This is a genomic window from Pseudomonas glycinis, assembly GCF_054871425.1.
This window is the reverse complement of sequence record NZ_JBTYHF010000010.1, coordinates 109,542-128,339: the sequence shown is the minus strand read 5'-3', so window position 1 is coordinate 128,339 and position 18,798 is coordinate 109,542. Positions and strand designations below refer to the sequence as shown.

Genomic DNA, 18,798 nt, shown 5'->3' with positions numbered 1-18,798 from the left:
TCCTACGCAGAGCGTGGGAACGATCATCAGGAAGAGAGACATCAAGCATGAGTGACTCCGGCCGCGCCGACGCATTGTTAGCAGACCTGCCCCGCGATGGCCGTGGCCGGCTCAAGGTTTTCCTCGGGGCCGCCCCCGGGGTCGGCAAGACCTACGCCATGCTTCAGGCCGCCCACACGCAGCTGCGCCAGGGCGTAAAAGTCCTGGCCGGCGTGGTCGAAACCCATGGCCGCGCCGAAACCGAAGCCTTGCTCGGTGGCCTGCCGCAGCAACCACTGGTGCGCAGCGAATACCGTGGCGTGCTGCTTGAGGAAATGGACCTCGACGGCATTCTCGCGGCCAAGCCGAAGCTTGTGCTGGTGGATGAACTGGCCCACAGCAACGCCCCCGGCAGCCGCCACGCCAAGCGCTGGCAAGACATTCAGGAACTGCTCGCCGCCGGCATCGACGTGTTCACCACGGTCAACGTCCAGCACCTGGAAAGCCTCAATGATCAGGTGCGCGGCATTACCGGCGTACAGGTGCGCGAAACCCTGCCGGACTGGGTCCTGCAGGAAGCCTTCGAGCTGCTGCTGATCGACCTGCCGCCGCGCGAATTGCTCGAGCGTCTGCGCGAAGGCAAGGTCTACGTGCCGGAACAGGCCCGCGCCGCCATCGATGCGTTTTTCACCCAGACCAATCTCACCGCCCTGCGCGAACTGGCGATGCAGACCGCCGCCGCGCAGGTCGACAACGATCTCGCCCAGGGCTATCGCCAACTCGGCCAGGCCGCGCCGGCGGTGCGCGGGCGTTTGCTGGTCGGCATCGATGGCGATGCGCAGGCCGAACGGCTGGTGCGTCACGCCAGCCGCGTCGCCCAGCGCCGGCATCTGCCGTGGAGTCTGGTGCATGTCGACAACGGCAGTGCTCGTGACGAGCAATCGCGGTTGCGTTTGCAAAGCGCCCAGCAACTGGCCGAACGCCTCGGCGGCGAAGTGGTGCTGTTGCGGGCCGGCGAAGTGGCGAAAACCCTGATCCAACACGCCGCCGAGCGCCGCGCCAGTCTGCTATTGGTCGGCCAGTCGCGGCCACGTTTGCGCCGTCGATTGTTCGGCGGTGGTCTGGCGGCGCGCCTGCTGCGTCAGGCGCACGGTCTGGAAATCAACGTGCTCGACAGTGATCACGAGCAGCACCAACCGCGCCCGCGTAATTCAGTCACGCTGGTGTGGTTCGACTACGCGCTGGCGCTGGTCGCGACGTTGTTGGCCACGGCCCTGGCTTGGGCGGTGTCGAGTGTGTTGCCGTTGCCGAACATCTCGCTGGTGTTTCTCGCGGCGGTGTTGCTGGTGGCGGTGCGCAGTAGCCTCGGCCCGGCGCTGGCCTGTGCGGCGCTGTCGTTTCTCACCTACGATTTTCTATTCATCCCGCCGAATTTCTCGTTCAGCATTCAGCGCGAAGAAGACGTCCTGACGCTGCTGTTCTTCCTGTTGATGGCGGCGCTCACCGGCAACCTTGCGGCGCGTCAGCGGCGGCAGTTGCAGGCTTTGCGCGATACCCAGGAAGAGACCAGCGAACTGCTCGACCTGTCGCGCAAACTCACCGCCGCGACCGACCGCCAAGCCGTGATCAGCGCTGCCGCGCAACACCTCGAAGGCTGGAGCGATGTGCAATTGTGCTTGCTCAACCGCGACGGCCAGGGCGGCTGGAAAGTCGAAACCGGCGGGCCACTGCAATTTACCGAGGCCGAACGCGCCGCCGCCGATTGGGCCTGGCAACACGATCAACCGGCGGGCAAGGGCACCGGTACCTTGCCGCTGGGGCGTTGGTGGTGGTGGCCGTTGTCGGTCGAGGACGGGCCGCTGGCGTTGCTCGGTGTTTGCGCCAAGGAAGGCCAGAGCTTGAGCGGTCAGCGCCGACGTTTGCTCACTGCGCTGAGCCAGCCGCTGGCGCAAGCCCTCGCCCGCGCGCAATTGGCTGATGACCTCGAAGCGGCGCGTCTGCACGGCGAAACCGAACAGTTGCGCAGCGCTTTGCTGGCCTCGGTGTCCCACGATTTGCGCACGCCGCTGACGGCCATGCGCGGCAGCATCGACAGCCTGTTGGCCCTCGGCGAAGCGATTCCGCTGGAGGATCGCCGCGAGCTGCTCGAAGGCACCCGCGATGAGGCCGAACGCCTCGACCGCTACATTCAGAACCTGCTCGACATGACCCGCCTCGGCCACGGCGCCTTGAAGCTGGCGCGCGACTGGGTATCGCCGGCCGATATCGTCGGCAGTTCGCTCAATCGCCTGCGCGCCGTGCTGGCGCCGCTGCAGGTCAGCACCGAAGTGCCGGCCGAGTTGCCGTTGCTGTATGTGCACGCGGCGCTGATCGAGCAGGCGCTGGTTAACGTGCTGGAGAACGCCGCGCGATTTTCGCCCAGCCACGGTCGCCTGCAACTGCGCGCCGGCGCCGATGAGCAGGAGATTTTCTTTTCGGTCAGCGACGAAGGCCCGGGGATCCCTGAAGAGGACCGAGCGAAGATTTTCGACATGTTCTACACCGCCGCGCGCGGTGATCGCGGCGGGCAGGGCACGGGGCTGGGGCTGGCGATCTGTCAGGGCATGGTCGGCGCGCACGGCGGGCGTATCTCCGTGGCTGACGGCATCGACGGGCGTGGCACCTGCATCACCTTGCATCTGCCGTTGCAGGCGCAACCGGGGATGGACGGTGAAGCTTGAAGTCGACTGCGCTACTCTCTTGCCAATCTATTGTGTTGATGTGAATTCATGAGCCAGACCGCGACTATTTTGGTCATCGACGACGAACCGCAGATCCGCAAATTCCTGCGCATCAGCCTCGCTTCACAAGGCTACAAAGTGCTCGAAGCCGGCACCGGCGCTGAAGGCCTGGCGCAAGCTGCGCTGAGCAAACCGGACTTGGTGGTGCTTGATCTCGGCCTGCCGGACATGGACGGTCAGCAGGTCCTGCGCGAACTGCGCGAGTGGGCGACGACGCCAGTGCTGGTGCTGTCGGTGCGCGCCAGTGAAGGGCAGAAGGTCGAAGCGCTGGATGGCGGCGCGAACGACTACGTGACCAAACCGTTCGGCATTCAGGAATTTCTCGCCCGGGTCCGCGCGTTGTTGCGTCAGGCACCGGCGGGGGAGGCGCAGCCAGCGGCGCTGAGTTTCGGCCCGTTGACCGTGGATCTGGCCTATCGGCGCGTGCTGCTCGACGGCGCCGAAGTCGCCCTGACCCGCAAGGAATACGCCGTGCTCGCGCAATTGGCGCGGCATCCGGGGCGGGTGATCACCCAGCAGCAATTGCTCAAGGATATCTGGGGACCGACGCACACCGAGGACAGTCATTACCTGCGCATCGTGGTCGGGCATCTTCGGCAGAAACTGGCGGATGACCCGACCCGGCCACGGTTTATCGTGACTGAGGCGGGGGTGGGGTATCGGTTGTTGAGTTAAGCTGGCTGAGCTGACGCTTTCGCGAGCAGGCTCGCTCCCACAGGGGAATGCATTTCAAATGTGGGAGCGAGCCTGCTCGCGAAGAGGCCATCAAATACTCCGAAAAATCCGCATCAGATCAACCCTGCTCCTGCTCATAACGATCCAGCGTATCACTGGCAATCTCCCGCCCCAGGGCGATCAACTCCGGCGCCTTGTAGAACTCGAAAAACCGGCACACCCGCTTCGGCACGTTGATCAGGATATCCGGCGGATACCCGGCAATCTTGTACTGCGCCAGTGAAGTCTGCATCACCTCGAAACTCTGGTTGATCAAATCCAGCAGCGACGCCGGCCCGACGTTATCGATGATGAATGAACCGGTAGCGGATTTCGGCGCGCCTTCGCGTTCCGGGGCGGCGGCCGGTTGCTGGCTTTCCGGTTCGACGCCTTCGAGCCACGGATTGATCTCCGCCGCCTCGGCGCGCAGGGCTTCCTGTTCCAGCTTCAACAATTGCTCGGCCTGTTTACGGCGGAATGGCAACTTCGAACCCATGGATTTGATCAGACTGTCGAAGCGCGAACGGAACGCCGCCGGCCGCTCGATCACCGGCAACTTGTACTGGCGCTGATTGGTGGCGTTGAGGTTGACCGCGATGATCAGGTCGCAATGGCTCGACACCACCGGAACGATCGGCAACGGATTGAGAATGCCGCCATCGACCAGCATGCGGTTGCCCTGCATCACCGGGGTGAACAGACTGGGAATCGCCGCCGAGGCGCGCATGGCCTGATGCAGGCAGCCTTCCTGAAACCAGATTTCCTGCTGATTGGTCAGGTCGGCGGCGACGGCGGTGTAGGGGATGCGCAAGTCTTCGATATTGATCTCGCCGACGATCTTGCGGATCTGGCCGAAGACCTTTTCGCCGCGAATCGCCCCGAGACGGAAACTCACATCGACCAGGCGCAGCACGTCGAGGTAATCAAGGCTTTCGATCCAGCGCCGGTACTCATCCAGTTTGCCGGCGGCATAGATCCCGCCGACCACCGCGCCCATCGAACAACCGGCAATGCAGGCGATGTCGTAGCCGCGTTTTTCAATTTCTTCGATAACGCCGATATGGGCATAGCCCCGGGCGCCACCTGAGCCCAGCACCAGTGCGACACGCTTTTTCATCAAACTTCCTCCCGACAAGCCTGCACAATGCACGCATCGGCCAAGCGGCTCAATCGCCAAGGTCGTTGCGCGAAGCGGTGACGTCGTTTTTCGTTCGCGGCGCACGCTTGCGCGCTATGCTCTGCGCCACGTGGTTTGACCGGTCAGCGAGGCACTTTTTCGCCGCTTGACCGTCTTACCTGCACGACTGTTGACCTACCTTGAGGTGTGAGTGATGAAAGCCTGGATCTGTGTACCGTTGATGGCTCTGGTTCTGGCCGGTTGCGCCGGCAAAACCGCGTACCGCGACAGCTGCGGCAGCCAACTCGACGCGGCCTGGCACGAACTGGACCTGGCCAAGGCTGAAGGCTTCGCCGGCACCGTCAGCTATTCCAAAGCGCTGTCGCTGCTGACCGCCGCCAAGACCCAGCAACAATTCGAAGGCTTTGAAGGCTGCAGCAAGAAAGCCGAGAAAGCCCGCTTCTACATTCGCGAATCCCGCGCAGGAAGATAAAAAAGCAGCTGCAAGTTTCAAGCTGCAAGCGGCAAGCTTTGAAGCAAACGCATTCAGCTTGAAGCTTGTAGCTAGAAGCTTGCAGCTGTCTACGGAGTAGACCCCCATGATCGATCGCTTGGTGGCTCATGTTTTGAGCCTGGATGTGCGGCTGCTGGCATGTCAGGCGCGCTTGACTGCGCGCACTGATCCCGAGGCGTTGCATGATTTGCGCACTACGGTGCGGCGCTTGCGCAGTCTGTTGCGGCCGTTGCGCGGCTTGCCGGGTGTCGAGCAACTGGAGGCGGCGGCTTCTGCGGTTGGTGATCTGACCACGCCGTGGCGTGATCGCGAAGTGCTCGCGGCATATCTGCTCGAGCATGATCAACCCGAGGCTGCGCAGCGGCGTCTGGCGCAAATGGCCGAGGCGTATCCGGCGCTGGCGGCGAGTGCGGAACTGGCTTCGTTGCTGATGATTCTCGACGCATTTCCACGGTTTCTGCGCGCGTCCGAGCGTCAGGGCTTATTCAAGGATCTGGGTAAACGCATTGAAAAACGCTTGGGCAAACAATGGCAGAAACTCGACGAAGCGCTGCACGATCCCGCCCATGACCGCCATCGTCTGCGCCTGCTGATCAAGCGCGTGCGCTATGGCATCGAAGCCTATCCCGAGCTGGATCGCTTGCCGAAACCGGCTTACAAACGCCTGAAATCGGCGCAAGGCGCACTGGGCGACTGGCACGATTGCTGGCAATGGCTGGCCCGCGCCGAACAGGAAGCCGATCTGCAACCGTGCGTGGCCACCTGGCAGGCCGGGTTGATCAAGGCAGAGCTGAAGGCCGATCAAGTGCTGGAAAAGCTCAGCGCTACGTGTTTCAAACACTCCTGAAGATGGCTCTGTTCCCCTGTGGGAGCGAGCCTGCTCGCGAAGGGGCCGTGTCAGTCGCAATCGTTGTCGACTGATCGACCGCTTTCGCGAGCAGGCTCGCTCCCACAAGGTGATTTGTCGCTTGAAGGAATCGGGCCAAGGCCTATCTGTCAGCCCATTTGACCGGAATAGACGCTGCGCCGCCGCCCGGGGCTGGGTAAGATCCGCGCATTCCTTTCTCGTTTTCCGAGGTTGTCATGCGCTTTTGCGATCTGCTCGATGCTGTCCGCCAACAACCTGAAGTAATCATCCCCGCCGAATGGGGGCAGGGCCGTGCCAGTTTTGGCGGACTGGTGGCCGCGCTGCAATTTGAAGCCATGCGCGCCAGGGTGCCGACGGAGCGCCCCGTGCGTTCGCTGGCGATTACCTTTGTCGGTCCGGTCGAGCCGGAGGTGCCGGTGAGTTTCGAAGTCGATGTGCTGCGTGAAGGCAAAGCCGTCAGCCAGGTGTTGGGTCGCGCCATGCAAAATGGCCAAGTGGTGACGATCATTCAGGGCAGCTTCGGTGCCTCGCGGCCTTCGGAAGTCGCCGTCGAAGCCTATCCGGCGTCCACCATGAAACACTGGGACGAGTGCCAGGAGCTGCCCTACATCAAAGGCGTGACCCCGGAATTCATGCGCCATCTGGCGATGCGCTGGAGCGTCGGCGGCATTCCGTTCTCCGGCACGGCGTCGCGCTTGATGGGCGGCTGGGTGCGGTTGCGTGGGGATGTCAAAGAGGAGCCGGTCAACGAGGCGCATCTGCTGGCGCTGGTGGATGCCTGGCCGCCGGCGCTGTTGCCGTATCTGAAGAAACCGGCACCGGGTAGTACGCTGACCTGGACCATTGAATTCGTGCAGCCGTTACACGACTTGAGCACGCTGGATTGGTGCCAATACCTGGCCGACATCGAGTACGCAGCCGACGGCTACGGCCATGTCGCCGCGAAGTTGTGGAGTGCGAAAGGGGAGTTGATTGCCATGAGTCGGCAGACCGTGACGATCTTCGCCTGAATCAATGCCGACGGTGGCGCTCACGCCAGGCGCGCCACCAGCCACCGCTGAGAAAGAACCGTGGGAAGGTCAGAAACTGCTCGACCAGCAAACGTGACACGGCATCTTTGCGATCACTGAACGGCTCGGAGGCTTGCGCCTCCAGGCCGTGGCCGTGGCGCTGCAGACCCAGCGCCGCGACGATACCGATCACGCCGATGGCGACGCTGGCCAGGCTCAGGCTGAACACTCCCGACACGATCAACAGAAACGCCACAATGAACAACGGCACGGCAATCAAGTGCAGGACCAGATTGGTCGGATGCTGATGATTGCCCGGGTAGGCGCGCCATTGCCACGCGGGAAGGTTGGGGTGACGTTTGCCCATGTTTGCTACTCCTCGATCCATGTTGAACTTCATGGTTGAAGAATAGGCCCGGGCGCGGAGGGCGGCGAATCAAGGTTGGCTATTGAGTTGATAGCGGCAATGGCAAAATTTGATGTCGCCTGAGCGGACGCCATCGCGGGCAAGCCCGCTCCCACAGAGTGCTCGGTGTACGCACAATTGTTGATTGTAGAAAATCCCTGTGGGAGCGGGCTTGCCCGCGAAGAGGCCATCAGAGTTTCAACTGACCTATCGCCTTGTTCAGTTCCCCGGCCAACGTCGCCAACTCGTTACTGGTCGTCGCCGAATCCACTGTCTGCTGCACGGTGTTCTCAGTCACATCACGAATACTCACCACGGCGCGATTCATCTCCTCGGCGACCTGACTCTGCTGTTCCGCCGCCACGGCAATCTGCGTGTTGCTTTCGCGCATCTGCGCCACTGCCCCGGTGATTTCCGCCAGCGCCGCGCCAGCCTCCTGCGCCTGCTGCACGCAGTCGTCGGCCTTGTACGAACTCTCCTGCATGAAATCCACCGCATCGCGGGTGCCGGCCTGTAACGCGGCGATCATGCCGGTGATCTCGTCGGTGGACGCCTGCACGCGCTTGGCGAGGTTGCGCACTTCATCGGCGACCACGGCAAAGCCGCGACCCATCTCCCCGGCGCGGGCCGCTTCGATCGCCGCATTCAGCGCGAGCAGATTGGTTTGTTCAGCGATGCTGTGAATCACGCTGACCACGCCGTTGATCTTCTGACTGTCCTCGGCCAGGCGTTGAATCATTTCTGCCGTCTGCTGCACGCCGCTGGACAACCCGGCAATCGATTGCTGCACCCGCGCCACCACCTGCTGACCGCTGCCGGCGAGGCCATCGGCGGTTTTCGACAGATCGCGGGTGGCGCCGGCGTGTTGAGCGATGTGATAAACGGTGGCGGTCATTTCGTTGATCGCGGTGGCAGCCTGGTCGGTTTCGCTTTGTTGGCCGAGCATGCCGTGGCGCACGTCGTTCATGCTCGATGCCAGCCGCGCTGCACCGTCGTCCAATTGTCGCGCGGTGCTGGCAACGGTGCTCACGACGCGTTGATAACCGGCCTGCATGGCGTTGAAGGCATTGGCCATCTGCCCGACTTCGTCCTTGCCCACCAGCGGCACACGAGCAGAAAGATCGCCGGTTTTTTCAACGTGCAGCATCACTTCTTTCAACGTGTTGAGCTGGCTGAGCAGAAAGCGGATCAACAGTTGCGAGGCGCCGAGCATCGCCAGCATCAGGACGAAGACCGCCAGTGCATAGTTGGCGAAACGCTCGCTGAACACCTGGTTCAGGCTCGGGGCGTAGGCGATGACCGCCACTTGCTCGCCGTCGGCACGGCTGAACACTTCGGCGCCCAGCAACGGGTTGTCGCCGAACAGCGGCATTGCATTGATGGCGTTCCAACCGTTGCTGCCGCTGATTTCCAGCAGCGGTTGATCATTGAGACGCGGCGCTTCACCGCGCTTGAAGGTCAGCACCTGAGCGGACTTGGGCACCGGTTGCCCGAGCGGCCAGGCTTTGAGCAACTGCGCCTGCGCCTGCGCGGACACCTGCGCGGCATGGTTGCGGGCCTGTTGTTCGAGGTGCACGGCGTACAAAACCAACAGCAGGGTGGTGACAAAGGCGACCGCGTTGACCGCCCAGAATTTGTATTTCAGCGAGATGTTGCTAAGCCAGGCACCCATGGAGGTCTTCTCTGAAAGCGGAAACAGTTTTGGCAAGGTGCCATTATTGTGCCGCCATGCAGATTCGGGAGTTTTGATATGAATCAACAGATGCCGAGATCTATTGTGGGAGCGAGCTTGCTCGCGAAAGCGCTGCGTCATTCAGCCCATTTGTAGCTGATCCACCGCCTTCGCGAGCAGGCTCGCTCCCACAGGGGACGTGTGCAGTCAGGTGAGAATGGGGAGCTTAAAAAACGCCCGGGCACACGCGGTGGTATGCGCGGCCAGCGCTTCCTCGGTCTCGCCGCGATGCATCGCCACCTCGCGCAACACTTCGGTCAGATACGCCGGTTCGTTGCGGCCGTTTTTCGGCTTCGGCCGCAACGTGCGCGGCAGCAGATATGGCGCATCGCTTTCCAGCATCAGCCGTCCCGGTTTGATCTCTTTGACCAATGGATGCAGATGCGTGCCCCGGCGTTCGTCGCAGATCCAGCCGGTGATGCCGATGTGCAGATCCAGATCGAGGTAGCTGAACAGGGCTTTCTGCTCGCCAGTGAAGCAATGCACCACCGCCGCCGGCAGTTGATCACGGAAGTCCTTGAGGATCTCCAGCAGGCGCTGACTGGCATCGCGCTCGTGCAGGAACACCGGCAATTGCAGCTCGACGGCCAGCGCCAGATGTTCTTCCAGTACCTTTTCCTGTTGCGGGCGCGGGGAGAAATCGCGGTTGAAATCCAGCCCGCATTCGCCCACCGCGACGACACTGGATTCGTTCAGCAGACTGCGCAGGCGACGAGCACTGTCAGTGTTCCAGTCGCTGGCCGAATGCGGGTGAATACCGGCGGTGGCGAACAGCCGTTGGCCGCTTTCATCCAGTTGCTGGCACAGTTCCAGCGCCTGCTCGCTGCCCTCGACGCTGGTGCCGGTCAGCACCAGTTGGCAGACGCCGGCGGCGTAGGCGCGGTCGAGCACGGCCTGGTGTTTGTCGGCGAAACTGGGGTTGGTCAGGTTGACGCCGATATCGATGAGTTGCATGGTGCTACCTCGGGCCGAAGGCCGGAAAGCATATCAGAGCTGTAGATTTATAAGAAAAGCCAAGAACTACAACGACTTATGGCTGTCTGTTGAGGCCGCGAAGGACTCCGGGGTGGCGACGATGCTATCACTGTGCCAGTCTCTCGCACTTTATCAGCGCTCAAAGCGCTCTGTTTTCGTCGGTGATGTCGTCTTTTTTGCGACGAATCGCCCCGTATTCTTTTCGGAGAGTGGATGCATCGTCCCTCGGTTCTGCTGCTGTTGTGTGCTGCGTTGCTGCTGCCGATGACGGCGGCCGCGCGCCTGCCCGGGCCGCTGCAAGCCGTGCCGGCGAGCAAGGTTCGCGACCTCTCGGACATTCGCAGCAGCCGCGTGTTGCGAGTGTTGGTCAATCAGAGCCGCAACAGCTCCGGCGAGGTCCAGGGCCAGGCCATCGGTGTCGAGTACCACCGACTGCGCGCGTTCGAGCAATACCTCAACGGCCATGCTCGTGACGGCCAGGAAGTCACCCTCAAGATCATTCCCAAAGCCAAGGATCAATTGCTCGGCGCTTTGCAGCGCGGCGAAGGCGATATGGTCGCGCCCGGTGAATTGCTCGACCTGCCATCGGGCTATGCAGTGGCCAGCAGTGAGCCGATTGCCAGCAACGTGCCGCTGGTGCTGGTCGGCATCAAGGGCCAGCGCCGTTACACCAAGGTCGAGCAACTGTCCGGCAAAACCCTGGCGCTGCCCACCGGTAGTGCGGCGGGGGAGGTGGTCAGTCAGCTCAACCAGAAACTGGCGCTGCACAAACTCGCGCCGATCAACATCGAATGGGTCGATCCGACGCTGGCGGTGGAGGATGTGCTGGAGATGGTTCAGGGCGGGATTTTCCACCTGACCATCGTCGAGCAACCGATTGCCGAGCGTTGGGGCAAGATCCTGCCGAAGCTGCGTCTCGATCGGCAACTGAGCCTCGGCGAGCCGGGCGAGGAGCATTGGTTCGTGCGTCGCGACGCATCGATGTTGCGCGCGAGCATTGATCGCTTCCTCACCGGTTACAAGAAACCGTCGGACGAAGACGCGGCGTTTCTGCGCATCTATCGACGCCTGTATCAAGTACACAATCCGCTGGCCAAGGCCGATCGCCAGCGTCTGGAAAAACTCCGTCCGACCCTGCAAAAGCACGCCGATGCGCAAAACATGGACTGGCTCAATCTGGCGGCGCTGGCGTTCAAGGAATCCCGTCTGCAGCCCAACGCTCGCAGCGACAGCGGTCCGACCGGGCTGATGCAGATCACCCCGTCCGCCGCGCAGCGGGTCGGCGTGAGCAATATCCAGAATCTCGATGCGAATGTGCAGGCCGGCGCCAAGTACCTGGCGATGATCCGCCGCAAGTTCTTCAGCAGCCCGAAACTCAACGAGCGTGAGCGCATGGCCTTCACCCTCGCCGCGTACAACATCGGCCCCGAGCGCGTGCAGGGTATGCGCGCGGAAGCCCGCCGCCGTGGCCTCAATCCCAACCAGTGGTTCTTCCAGGTCGAGCGCATCGCCATGGAGCAGGTGGGGATGGGCGCCGTCAGCTATGTTAATAGCGTGAACAAGTATTACCTGGCATTCGACCGGGAGCGTGAGTCGCTCGAGCCCCGGCAGCAGAAAGTGGTCACACGGAAATAATCTAACAATTCGATTGTTATGGCGAAATTTTTGCGCTTTAAGCATGAGATAAACTGATTAATATAGCGACCAACCCAAACACACAAACACTTCTGCACAACAAGGAATGCACCATGAGCTCTCTGATCAACAAGGTTCTGTTCACCCGCGCCGGTTACGGCATGACTGTCCTGCGCATTGCTGTCGGCGTGATCTTCGCCGCCCACGGTTCGCAGAAACTCTTTGGTCTGTTCGGTGGTTACGGCCTGGCCGGCACCGCGCAATGGATGGAAAGCATTGGCCTGACCCCGGGCTATCTGATGGCCTCGCTGGCCGGCGGTACCGAGTTCTTCGCCGGTCTGGCGCTGATCATCGGCCTGCTGGTACGCCCGGCGGCACTCGGTCTGGCGTTCCTCTCGCTGGTGGCGATCTTCTCGGTGCACATCGGCAACGGTCTGTTCATGGCCAACAACGGTTATGAGTTTGCTCTGGCTCTGCTGGCCGGCAGCATCGCGGTACTGATCGAAGGTGCCGGCAAGCTCTCGGCGGATCGCGCCATCGCCGGTTGAAGGCTCTGGCTCAAGGCAAAGGCCCGCATTGTGCGGGCCTTTTTTTGTTGCGGGGGATTCTTGACACTGGTCGGTCACGTTCTCTAGGATGTTGCCCATGCGCCGATTTAAACAGCTACTTGCGGGGCGCCAGGTGACTTCTACAGTTACCGTCAGAAGCCGGAACAGGGCTTCGAAATACCGCTAAAGCGCTGGTTCGGTGTTGCCTCTCACCTGCCATGCAGACTTTTGAGGCAGAGACACGACACGATGAACGCACTACGCCCTCCAGCACGTCCCGCGCCGATCACGGCACATGTCACCCAGCGCAACCCGAAAATTCTTCTTGGCGGTAAACACCAGCCGACGCTGTTGCGTTATCTCGATGGCTGGCCACGTCGCAGCGGCGGTCCTGCCGCGTTCCTGATCCAGTTTGTCGATGACGGCGAGTCGCTGGCGCGTTTCGCTACGGACAGCTTCGATCTGGCGGTGATTCAGGCGCCGAGCGCAGAAGATGCGCCGGAGATGATCAAGCAACTCACCCGCGTTGCACGGCAGGGCCTGATCACTCGGCGCTGATCAGTCTTACGGGTATTCAATCGCAACGATGTAAACGAACTGCTCGCCGGTCGGCGTCTGCACCCGCACTTCCGCGTCGAGTGCCTTGCCGATCAGCGCGCGGGCGAGCGGCGAGTCGATGCTGATCAAACCCTGTTTGAGGTCCAGTTCATCGGGGCCGACGATGCGGTAGCGCGACTGCTTGCCGTCCTCGTCTTCGATGGTTACCCAGGCGCCGAAATAGACCTTGTTCGGGTCGCTGGGTTTTTCGCTGACTACCTTGAGCGCTTCAAGGCGTTTGGTGAGAAAACGCACGCGACTGTCGATTTCCCGCAGCATCTTCTTGCCGTAGGTGTACTCGGCGTTTTCCGAACGATCACCTTGCGCCGCCGCTTCACTCACCGCCTGGGTGACCTGCGGGCGACGCACATGCCACAACTCATGGAATTCGGCGCGCATCCGCGCTTCACCCTCGGGGGTGATCAGCGCGGTGCCGGCGGTGCGGGGAGGGCGATAACGGCTCATGGCGACTTCTTGTGATTAAGACCGCTTGAGTCTATCAACCCTCGCGCAACACTGTCAGCGGGCTGGCGTTCAGCGCCCGGCGAGTGCCGAACACACCGGCGCCACCAATCAGTGCGGCGCCAATCAACGGCAGCACCAGCAGCCATGGATGCGGATGCCATGGCAGATCAAAAGCGAAGCGGTACAGCACCAGGCTGACCACCTCCGAACCGATCGCCGCGAGCAAGCCGCTGACCGCACCCAACAAACCGAATTCGATACGCCGCGCCTTGATCAGCAACTGCCGCTCGGCGCCCAGCGCGCGTAATAGCGCACCCTGGCGGATTCGTTCATCCAGCGTCGCTTGCAGACCGGAGAACAGCACGGCCATCCCCGCAGCCAGAACAAACAACAACACATATTCCACCGCCAGGGTGACCTGAGCGAGGATGCTGCGCAGCTGTTCGAGCAAGGCTTCGACCTGCAGGATGGTCACCGCCGGGAAGGTCCGCGACAGCTCGACGATCTGCTGATCATGCCCAGGGGCCAGGTAGAAACTGGTCAGGTAGGTCGCCGGCAGATCCTTCAGAGTGCCGGGCTGAAAGATCATGAAGAAGTTCGGCTGGAAGTTGTCCCAGTTGATCTCGCGCAGGCTGGTGACCTTTGCTTCGCGATTGACCCCGCCAACGCTGAACACCATGTGATCGCCGAGTTTGAGTTTCAGGCTTTCGGCCACCTTGCCTTCCACCGAAACCCCCGGCACGTCGTCGGACGGCTGGCCGCTCCACCACGAGCCGGCGGTGAGCTTGTTGCCGGCCGGCAGATCCGCCGCCCAGGTCAGGCTCAGGTCACGCTGAATGGCGCGGTCACCGGCGGAGTCCTTGCTGACGATTTGCTGCACCGCCTCGCCATTGATGCTGATCAGTCGTCCTGGCACCACCGGATACAACGGCGCCGCTTGCGCGGACACCTTGATCAGGTGATCGGCGAAAGCCTGTTTGTCCGCTGGCAGGATATTCAGCGCGAAGTAGTTCGGCGCGTTTTTCGGTAGCTGGTTCTGCCAGGTGTCGAGCAGTTCGCCGCGCAGCAGCGCGATCAGCGCCATCGACAACAGGATCAGACCGAACGCCAGCGACTGCCCGGCCGCCGCCAATGGATGCCGCAACAACTGGCCAAGGCCCAGACGCCATGGCAACGAGGCGCGGGCGAGCAGGCGGCGCAGGCTTTGCAGCAGCAACAACAGCAGGCCGCCCAGCACCAGCGCGGCGACCACGCCGCCGCCAAGCAGGGCGAAGGTCAGCAGCAGGTCGAGGCTCAGACGCCACATGATCAGGCCCAGCGCACCCAGCGCCGCGCCATAGACCATCCATGTGCTCGAGGGGATCGGCAGCATGTCGCGGCGCAACACCCGCAGCGGCGGCACGCGACCCAGTGCAGCCAATGGCGGCAAGGCAAAACCCGCCAGCGCCACCAGCCCGGTGCCAATCCCGGCCATCGCCGGAAACAGCCCGCCCGGCGGTACGTCACTTGGCAGCAAATCATGCAGCAGGGCGAACAGCCCCAGTTGCGCCAGCCAGCCGAGCAGCGCGCCACTGATGGCGGCAACCAGGCCGAGCACGGTCAGTTGCAGGCTGAACAGCACCATGGTTTCCCGGCGCGACAAGCCGAGGCAGCGCAGCAAGGCACTGGCGTCGAAACGTCGACTGGCGAAACGGTTCGCCGACAACGCCACGGCTACGCCAGCCAGCAATACCGCAACCAGACTGGCCATGTTCAGGTAGCGCTCGGCCTTGCCCAGCGCGCCGCCAATCTGTCGGTTGCCGTCGCGGGCATCCTGGATTCGCTGGTTTGCAGCGAGGCCCGGTTTGATCAATTCACGATAGGTTTCCAGCGTCTGCGGTTCACCGCGCCACAGTTCTCGATAGCTTACCCGGCTGCCCGGTTGCACCACGCCGGTGGCGGCGAGGTCGTCAAGATTGATCAGCACCCGTGGCGTCAGGCTGTAGAAGTTGCCAGCGCGATCCGGCTCGTAGGTCAGCACGCGGGTCAGCTTCAAGGTCTTCATGCCGACGTCGATGCTGTCGCCGATCTTCAGATCCAGCGCGGTCAGCAGACGTGCCTCGACCCAGGCTTCACCGGATTGCGGTTCGCCGCCGACTTCTTCCTGGGCAAAGGGTGCGGGCGCGCTCTTCAGCTCGCCACGCAGTGGATAGGCGCGGTCGACGGCTTTGATGCTGGATAACTGAATGCCGTTGTCGGTGGCAATGACGCTGGAAAACTCCACCACTTGTGCATGATTGAGGCGCAGTTCGGTGCCGCTGCGGATTTGCTCCTCGCGGGCCGGCGAGCTGCCTTCAAGGACCAGATCGGCACCGAGAAACTCGGTAGCGCGCAGCATCATCGCGCCGTTGAGGCGGGCGCCGAAATAGCCGATCGCGGTGCTCGCCGCGACGGCCACCACCAGCGCAAAGAACAACACGCGCAACTCACCGGCGCGGGCATCGCGCATGAGCTGGCGCAGGGCAAGGCTGAACAGACGCAACAGCGGCAGACGTGCCATCAAGGCTCCAGAGGGGCGACCAGCAGCCCGGCTTCAAGACGGATCAGGCGCCGGCAGCGATGGGCCAGGCGTTCGTCGTGGGTCACCAGCACCAGGGTGGTGCCGCGTTCCTTGTTCAATTCGAACAGCAAGTCGCTGATGCGCTCGCCGGTGTGGCTGTCGAGGTTGCCGGTCGGCTCGTCGGCGAACAGCACGTCCGGTTCGGCCGCGAAGGCGCGGGCGATGGCCACGCGCTGCTGTTCACCGCCGGAGAGCTGGCGCGGCGAGTGGGTCAGGCGCTGGCCGAGGCCGACGCGCTGAAGCAATTGCGTGGCGCGCTCGCGGGCATCTTTGCGGCCGTCGAGCTCAAGCGGCAGCATGACGTTCTCCAGCGCATTCAGGCTGTCGAGCAACTGAAATGACTGGAAGACAAACCCGACGTGCTCGGCACGGATTCGTGCGCGCTGGTCTTCGTCGAGATTGCTCAGGCCCTGGCCGGCGAGGGTGACTTCGCCGCTGCTCGGCAGGTCGAGGCCGGCGAGCAGGCCGAGGAGGGTGGATTTGCCGGAACCGGACGCGCCGACGATGGCCAGGCTGTCGCCCTTGTTCAGTTCCAGGCTGAGTTCGTGCAGGATAGTCAGTTCACCTTCCGCGCTAGGGACCACTTTGCTGAGGTTCTTCGCGGTGAGAATGCTTGCGCCCATGGAGAATCCGATGCGTGTATGGTTTTTGAGTGCTGGCCTGGCCTTGATGTGCATGGCCCAGAACGCAGCGGCGGGTACTGTCCTGATCGTTGGCGATAGTATCAGCGCCGGTTTCGGCCTGGATACCCGTCTGGGGTGGGTGTCGCTGCTCGAGCAGCGGCTCAAACAGGAGGGTTTCGACGATAAAGTGGTCAACGCCTCGATCAGTGGCGACACCAGTGCCGGAGGCCAGGCGCGGCTGCCGGCGCTGCTTGCAGAGCATAAGCCGGAGTTGGTGATCCTCGAGCTGGGTGGCAATGACGGCCTGCGCGGGATGCCGCCAGCGCAATTGCAACAAAATCTTGCCTCGATGATCGACAGCTCGCGGCAGAGCGGCGCGAAAGTGCTGCTGCTCGGCATGCAGTTGCCACCCAATTATGGCAAGCGCTACACCGATTCGTTCGCCGAGGTTTACGGCAAGCTCGCCGAAGAGAAAAACATCCCGTTGGTGCCGTTTTTTCTCGAAGGTGTCGGTGGTCATCCGGACCTGATGCAGGCCGACGGTCTGCACCCGGCGGCCGGGGCTCAGAGCAAATTGCTGGAAAATGTCTGGCCGACGCTAAAACCGCTCTTATGAGGCTTTTCTAGTGGCAGGCTTTCGGCTAATGTGGCGCCCCCTAATTTGGAGCCCCCGATGCCGCGTCCTGCCTGGTCCCTGTTTGCCTACCAACTGATCGAGCCTGACGAGCAGCTGGATCTGTTCGCCTGCCAGGAAGTGCGGGTGCATCTGGTGACGCGGCAGCTGGAACTCGGTGGCTCGGCCGATCGCACGCTGTGCGGCACTCTGCTGCCGGCGCAACCGCGCTGGTCGAATGTTGATCGCCGGGTGTTCCAGGATCAGCGTCTGTGCTCGCTGTGCCGGGCGATTCTTGAATCGCAGAAGCGCGGCACCTCGCCGATCTGGCCTGAGCTGCGATTCGAACTCTGAGCGCTCAAGATCAAAAAATGTTGGAGCGAGCCTGCTCGCGAAGGGGGTTTATCAATCGACATTTATGGTCGCTGACACACTGCTTTCGCGAGCAGGCTCGCTCCCACCTTGAAAGCACCCTGTCGCCAATAGCGGTGCTACCTCCCCGAATCCCCAGGCCGCGGTGTACAATCGCGCCCTTATACCCTTGATGATCATGCGAAGGATTTTCCGGATGTTGCCGCGCTTTCCTGCCGTCACCCGCTGCCTGTCACTTGCCGCCCTGTGTGTGGCCGGTCCCGTTGCTGCATTGGAGCTTCCCCTGCCACCACCCGGCGAGGACATCGTCGGCCAGGTGCAGGTGATCAAAGCCAAGTACGAAGACACCTTCGCCGACCTGGGCACCACCTACGATCTGGGCTATTCGGAAATGGTTGCGGCCAACCCGGGCATCGATGCCTGGCTGCCGGGCGCCGGTACCGAGATCGTCCTGCCGACGCGCTTCATCCTGCCGCCGGGCCCGCGTGAAGGCATCGTCATCAACCTCGCCGAATACCGTCTCTATTACTATCCGAAAGGCCGCGACGTGGTGTACACGTTCCCGCTGGGTATCGGCCGCGAAGGCTGGGGCTCGCCGATCGCGCACACCTCGATCATCGCCAAGACACCGAACCCGACGTGGACGCCTCCGGCTTCGATCAAGGCCGAACACGCCGCTGACGGTGATCCGCTGCCGAATGTGGTGCCGGCCGGTCCTGATAACCCGCTGGGGCCGTTCAAGTTCACCCTCGGCACACCGGGCTACCTGATCCACGGTTCGAACAAGAAGTTCGGCATCGGCATGCGCACCAGCCACGGCTGCTTCCGCATGTTCAACAACAACGTGCTGGAAATGGCCGGCATGGTCCCGGTCGGCACCTCGGTGCGCATCATCAACGACCCGTACAAGTTCGGTCGCAGTGGCGGCAAGGTCTATCTGGAAGCGCACACGCCGCTCGACGACAAGGGCAACCCGTCGGTAGTCGACAAGCACACCGCGGTAATCAACGCGATGCTCAAGCGTGAAGACATCACCAGCAACCTGCGCATGAACTGGGATGTGGTGCGTGATGTGGTCGCCGCCGAAGACGGCCTGCCGGTAGAGATCGCCGTGCCGAATACCTCGGCGCCAATGGTGAGCAGTGCACCGATCGATCTGCAGCAATAAGAGCTGATTGAAAACCCGCCGATGCGTGCAGCGTCGGCGGGTTTTTTATTGCCCGGAGAAAAGCACCGGGCACAAAAAAGCCG

General features: G+C 62.4%; 18 protein-coding genes. 11 read left to right on the top strand and 7 right to left on the bottom strand.

The features are described 5' to 3' along the window. Positions 1 to 47 precede the first annotated feature (47 nt). Together ACYSTU_RS22880 and ACYSTU_RS22875 are read left to right on the top strand one after the other, a co-directional pair. Complete coding sequence (locus ACYSTU_RS22880; RefSeq protein WP_076563740.1) at positions 48 to 2,699, top strand: DUF4118 domain-containing protein; 2,652 nt, start codon at positions 48 to 50, stop codon at positions 2,697 to 2,699. A gap of 48 nt (positions 2,700 to 2,747) precedes the next feature. Then, the gene (locus tag ACYSTU_RS22875; RefSeq protein WP_136492982.1) at positions 2,748 to 3,434 is read left to right on the top strand and encodes a response regulator; all 687 of its coding nucleotides are present in this window, start codon (positions 2,748 to 2,750) and stop codon (positions 3,432 to 3,434) included. Between the two features lie 118 nt (positions 3,435 to 3,552). Here the strand turns inward: ACYSTU_RS22875 and ACYSTU_RS22870 are convergent, their stop codons facing one another. Continuing rightward, positions 3,553 to 4,590 carry a patatin-like phospholipase family protein gene (locus ACYSTU_RS22870; RefSeq protein WP_039759961.1) on the bottom strand — a complete coding sequence of 346 codons (1,038 nt, stop codon included), beginning with the start codon at positions 4,588 to 4,590 and terminating at the stop codon, positions 3,553 to 3,555. A 214-nt stretch (positions 4,591 to 4,804) separates the two neighbouring features. On the opposite strand from ACYSTU_RS22870, the gene ACYSTU_RS22865 reads away from it, so the two are divergent. From ACYSTU_RS22865 to ACYSTU_RS22855, 3 genes are all read left to right on the top strand, one after another. Further along, positions 4,805 to 5,083, top strand: a complete 279-nt coding sequence (locus tag ACYSTU_RS22865) for a hypothetical protein (protein WP_016770894.1) — start codon at positions 4,805 to 4,807, stop codon at positions 5,081 to 5,083. A 106-nt stretch (positions 5,084 to 5,189) separates the two neighbouring features. Continuing rightward, a complete protein-coding gene (locus ACYSTU_RS22860; RefSeq protein ID WP_499001740.1) occupies positions 5,190 to 5,951 on the top strand; it encodes a CHAD domain-containing protein in 762 nt (253 codons plus the stop codon). Positions 5,952 to 6,187: 236 nt separating this feature from the next. Then, positions 6,188 to 6,982 carry an acyl-CoA thioesterase gene (locus ACYSTU_RS22855; RefSeq protein ID WP_281881391.1) on the top strand — a complete coding sequence of 265 codons (795 nt, stop codon included), beginning with the start codon at positions 6,188 to 6,190 and terminating at the stop codon, positions 6,980 to 6,982. A 1-nt stretch (position 6,983) separates the two neighbouring features. Here ACYSTU_RS22855 and ACYSTU_RS22850 read toward each other — a convergent pair whose 3' ends face one another. From ACYSTU_RS22850 to ACYSTU_RS22840, 3 genes are all read right to left on the bottom strand, one after another. Further along, positions 6,984 to 7,349, bottom strand: coding sequence for a DUF962 domain-containing protein (locus ACYSTU_RS22850; protein WP_041478386.1), 366 nt, complete (start codon positions 7,347 to 7,349; stop codon positions 6,984 to 6,986). A 229-nt stretch (positions 7,350 to 7,578) separates the two neighbouring features. Continuing rightward, complete coding sequence (locus ACYSTU_RS22845) at positions 7,579 to 9,060, bottom strand: methyl-accepting chemotaxis protein (protein WP_499001737.1); 1,482 nt, start codon at positions 9,058 to 9,060, stop codon at positions 7,579 to 7,581. Between the two features lie 207 nt (positions 9,061 to 9,267). Next, complete coding sequence (locus tag ACYSTU_RS22840) at positions 9,268 to 10,074, bottom strand: TatD family hydrolase (RefSeq protein WP_499001734.1); 807 nt, start codon at positions 10,072 to 10,074, stop codon at positions 9,268 to 9,270. A gap of 234 nt (positions 10,075 to 10,308) precedes the next feature. Here ACYSTU_RS22840 and ACYSTU_RS22835 point away from each other — a divergent pair, with 234 nt between their 5' ends. From ACYSTU_RS22835 to ACYSTU_RS22825, 3 genes are all read left to right on the top strand, one after another. After that, the gene (locus ACYSTU_RS22835) at positions 10,309 to 11,730 is read left to right on the top strand and encodes an MltF family protein (RefSeq protein WP_499001733.1); all 1,422 of its coding nucleotides are present in this window, start codon (positions 10,309 to 10,311) and stop codon (positions 11,728 to 11,730) included. Between the two features lie 113 nt (positions 11,731 to 11,843). Beyond that, positions 11,844 to 12,278 carry a DoxX family protein gene (locus ACYSTU_RS22830; RefSeq protein ID WP_499001730.1) on the top strand — a complete coding sequence of 145 codons (435 nt, stop codon included), beginning with the start codon at positions 11,844 to 11,846 and terminating at the stop codon, positions 12,276 to 12,278. Positions 12,279 to 12,527: 249 nt separating this feature from the next. Beyond that, positions 12,528 to 12,836, top strand: coding sequence for a hypothetical protein (locus ACYSTU_RS22825; protein WP_041478394.1), 309 nt, complete (start codon positions 12,528 to 12,530; stop codon positions 12,834 to 12,836). Positions 12,837 to 12,842: 6 nt separating this feature from the next. Here the strand turns inward: ACYSTU_RS22825 and greB are convergent, their stop codons facing one another. The 3 genes from greB to ACYSTU_RS22810 are packed head-to-tail and all read right to left on the bottom strand — an operon-like array spanning position 12,843 to position 16,562. Further along, positions 12,843 to 13,340, bottom strand: coding sequence for a transcription elongation factor GreB (gene greB, locus ACYSTU_RS22820; protein WP_071173132.1), 498 nt, complete (start codon positions 13,338 to 13,340; stop codon positions 12,843 to 12,845). 34 nt (positions 13,341 to 13,374) lie between these two features. Next, a complete protein-coding gene (locus tag ACYSTU_RS22815) occupies positions 13,375 to 15,879 on the bottom strand; it encodes an ABC transporter permease (RefSeq protein WP_499001728.1) in 2,505 nt (834 codons plus the stop codon). After that, on the bottom strand, positions 15,879 to 16,562 hold the full coding sequence (locus ACYSTU_RS22810) for an ABC transporter ATP-binding protein (RefSeq protein ID WP_016770883.1): 684 nt from the start codon (positions 16,560 to 16,562) through the stop codon (positions 15,879 to 15,881). The genes ACYSTU_RS22815 and ACYSTU_RS22810 overlap by 1 nt, the downstream gene beginning before the upstream one ends. A 10-nt stretch (positions 16,563 to 16,572) precedes the next feature. On the opposite strand from ACYSTU_RS22810, the gene ACYSTU_RS22805 reads away from it, so the two are divergent. The 3 genes from ACYSTU_RS22805 (at position 16,573) to ACYSTU_RS22795 (ending at position 18,715) form a co-directional block, all read left to right on the top strand. Next, positions 16,573 to 17,178 (top strand): arylesterase, encoded by a 606-nt coding sequence (locus ACYSTU_RS22805; RefSeq protein WP_217878623.1) that lies wholly within the window; start codon positions 16,573 to 16,575, stop codon positions 17,176 to 17,178. Between the two features lie 57 nt (positions 17,179 to 17,235). Next, positions 17,236 to 17,529 carry a hypothetical protein gene (locus tag ACYSTU_RS22800; protein WP_016770881.1) on the top strand — a complete coding sequence of 98 codons (294 nt, stop codon included), beginning with the start codon at positions 17,236 to 17,238 and terminating at the stop codon, positions 17,527 to 17,529. Between the two features lie 214 nt (positions 17,530 to 17,743). Further along, positions 17,744 to 18,715 carry a L,D-transpeptidase family protein gene (locus ACYSTU_RS22795; RefSeq protein WP_024013783.1) on the top strand — a complete coding sequence of 324 codons (972 nt, stop codon included), beginning with the start codon at positions 17,744 to 17,746 and terminating at the stop codon, positions 18,713 to 18,715. Positions 18,716 to 18,798 lie beyond the last annotated feature (83 nt).

Excerpts from the sequence above, each read along its gene's own strand:
- ACYSTU_RS22860 (WP_499001740.1), top strand. The coding sequence starts at position 5,190 with ATGATCGATCGCTTGGTGGCTCATGTTTTGAGCCTGGATGTGCGGCTG.
- ACYSTU_RS22845 (WP_499001737.1), bottom strand. The coding sequence starts at position 9,060 with ATGGGTGCCTGGCTTAGCAACATCTCGCTGAAATACAAATTCTGGGCG.
- ACYSTU_RS22835 (WP_499001733.1), top strand. The coding sequence starts at position 10,309 with ATGCATCGTCCCTCGGTTCTGCTGCTGTTGTGTGCTGCGTTGCTGCTG.
- ACYSTU_RS22810 (WP_016770883.1), bottom strand. The coding sequence starts at position 16,562 with ATGGGCGCAAGCATTCTCACCGCGAAGAACCTCAGCAAAGTGGTCCCT.
- ACYSTU_RS22805 (WP_217878623.1), top strand. The coding sequence starts at position 16,573 with ATGCGTGTATGGTTTTTGAGTGCTGGCCTGGCCTTGATGTGCATGGCC.
- ACYSTU_RS22800 (WP_016770881.1), top strand. The coding sequence starts at position 17,236 with ATGCCGCGTCCTGCCTGGTCCCTGTTTGCCTACCAACTGATCGAGCCT.
- ACYSTU_RS22855 (WP_281881391.1), top strand. The coding sequence starts at position 6,188 with ATGCGCTTTTGCGATCTGCTCGATGCTGTCCGCCAACAACCTGAAGTA.
- greB (WP_071173132.1), bottom strand. The coding sequence starts at position 13,340 with ATGAGCCGTTATCGCCCTCCCCGCACCGCCGGCACCGCGCTGATCACC.
- ACYSTU_RS22825 (WP_041478394.1), top strand. The coding sequence starts at position 12,528 with ATGAACGCACTACGCCCTCCAGCACGTCCCGCGCCGATCACGGCACAT.
- ACYSTU_RS22880 (WP_076563740.1), top strand. The coding sequence starts at position 48 with ATGAGTGACTCCGGCCGCGCCGACGCATTGTTAGCAGACCTGCCCCGC.
- ACYSTU_RS22840 (WP_499001734.1), bottom strand. The coding sequence starts at position 10,074 with ATGCAACTCATCGATATCGGCGTCAACCTGACCAACCCCAGTTTCGCC.
- ACYSTU_RS22875 (WP_136492982.1), top strand. The coding sequence starts at position 2,748 with ATGAGCCAGACCGCGACTATTTTGGTCATCGACGACGAACCGCAGATC.
- ACYSTU_RS22830 (WP_499001730.1), top strand. The coding sequence starts at position 11,844 with ATGAGCTCTCTGATCAACAAGGTTCTGTTCACCCGCGCCGGTTACGGC.
- ACYSTU_RS22795 (WP_024013783.1), top strand. The coding sequence starts at position 17,744 with ATGTTGCCGCGCTTTCCTGCCGTCACCCGCTGCCTGTCACTTGCCGCC.
- ACYSTU_RS22865 (WP_016770894.1), top strand. The coding sequence starts at position 4,805 with ATGAAAGCCTGGATCTGTGTACCGTTGATGGCTCTGGTTCTGGCCGGT.
- ACYSTU_RS22850 (WP_041478386.1), bottom strand. The coding sequence starts at position 7,349 with ATGGGCAAACGTCACCCCAACCTTCCCGCGTGGCAATGGCGCGCCTAC.
- ACYSTU_RS22870 (WP_039759961.1), bottom strand. The coding sequence starts at position 4,590 with ATGAAAAAGCGTGTCGCACTGGTGCTGGGCTCAGGTGGCGCCCGGGGC.
- ACYSTU_RS22815 (WP_499001728.1), bottom strand. The coding sequence starts at position 15,879 with ATGGCACGTCTGCCGCTGTTGCGTCTGTTCAGCCTTGCCCTGCGCCAG.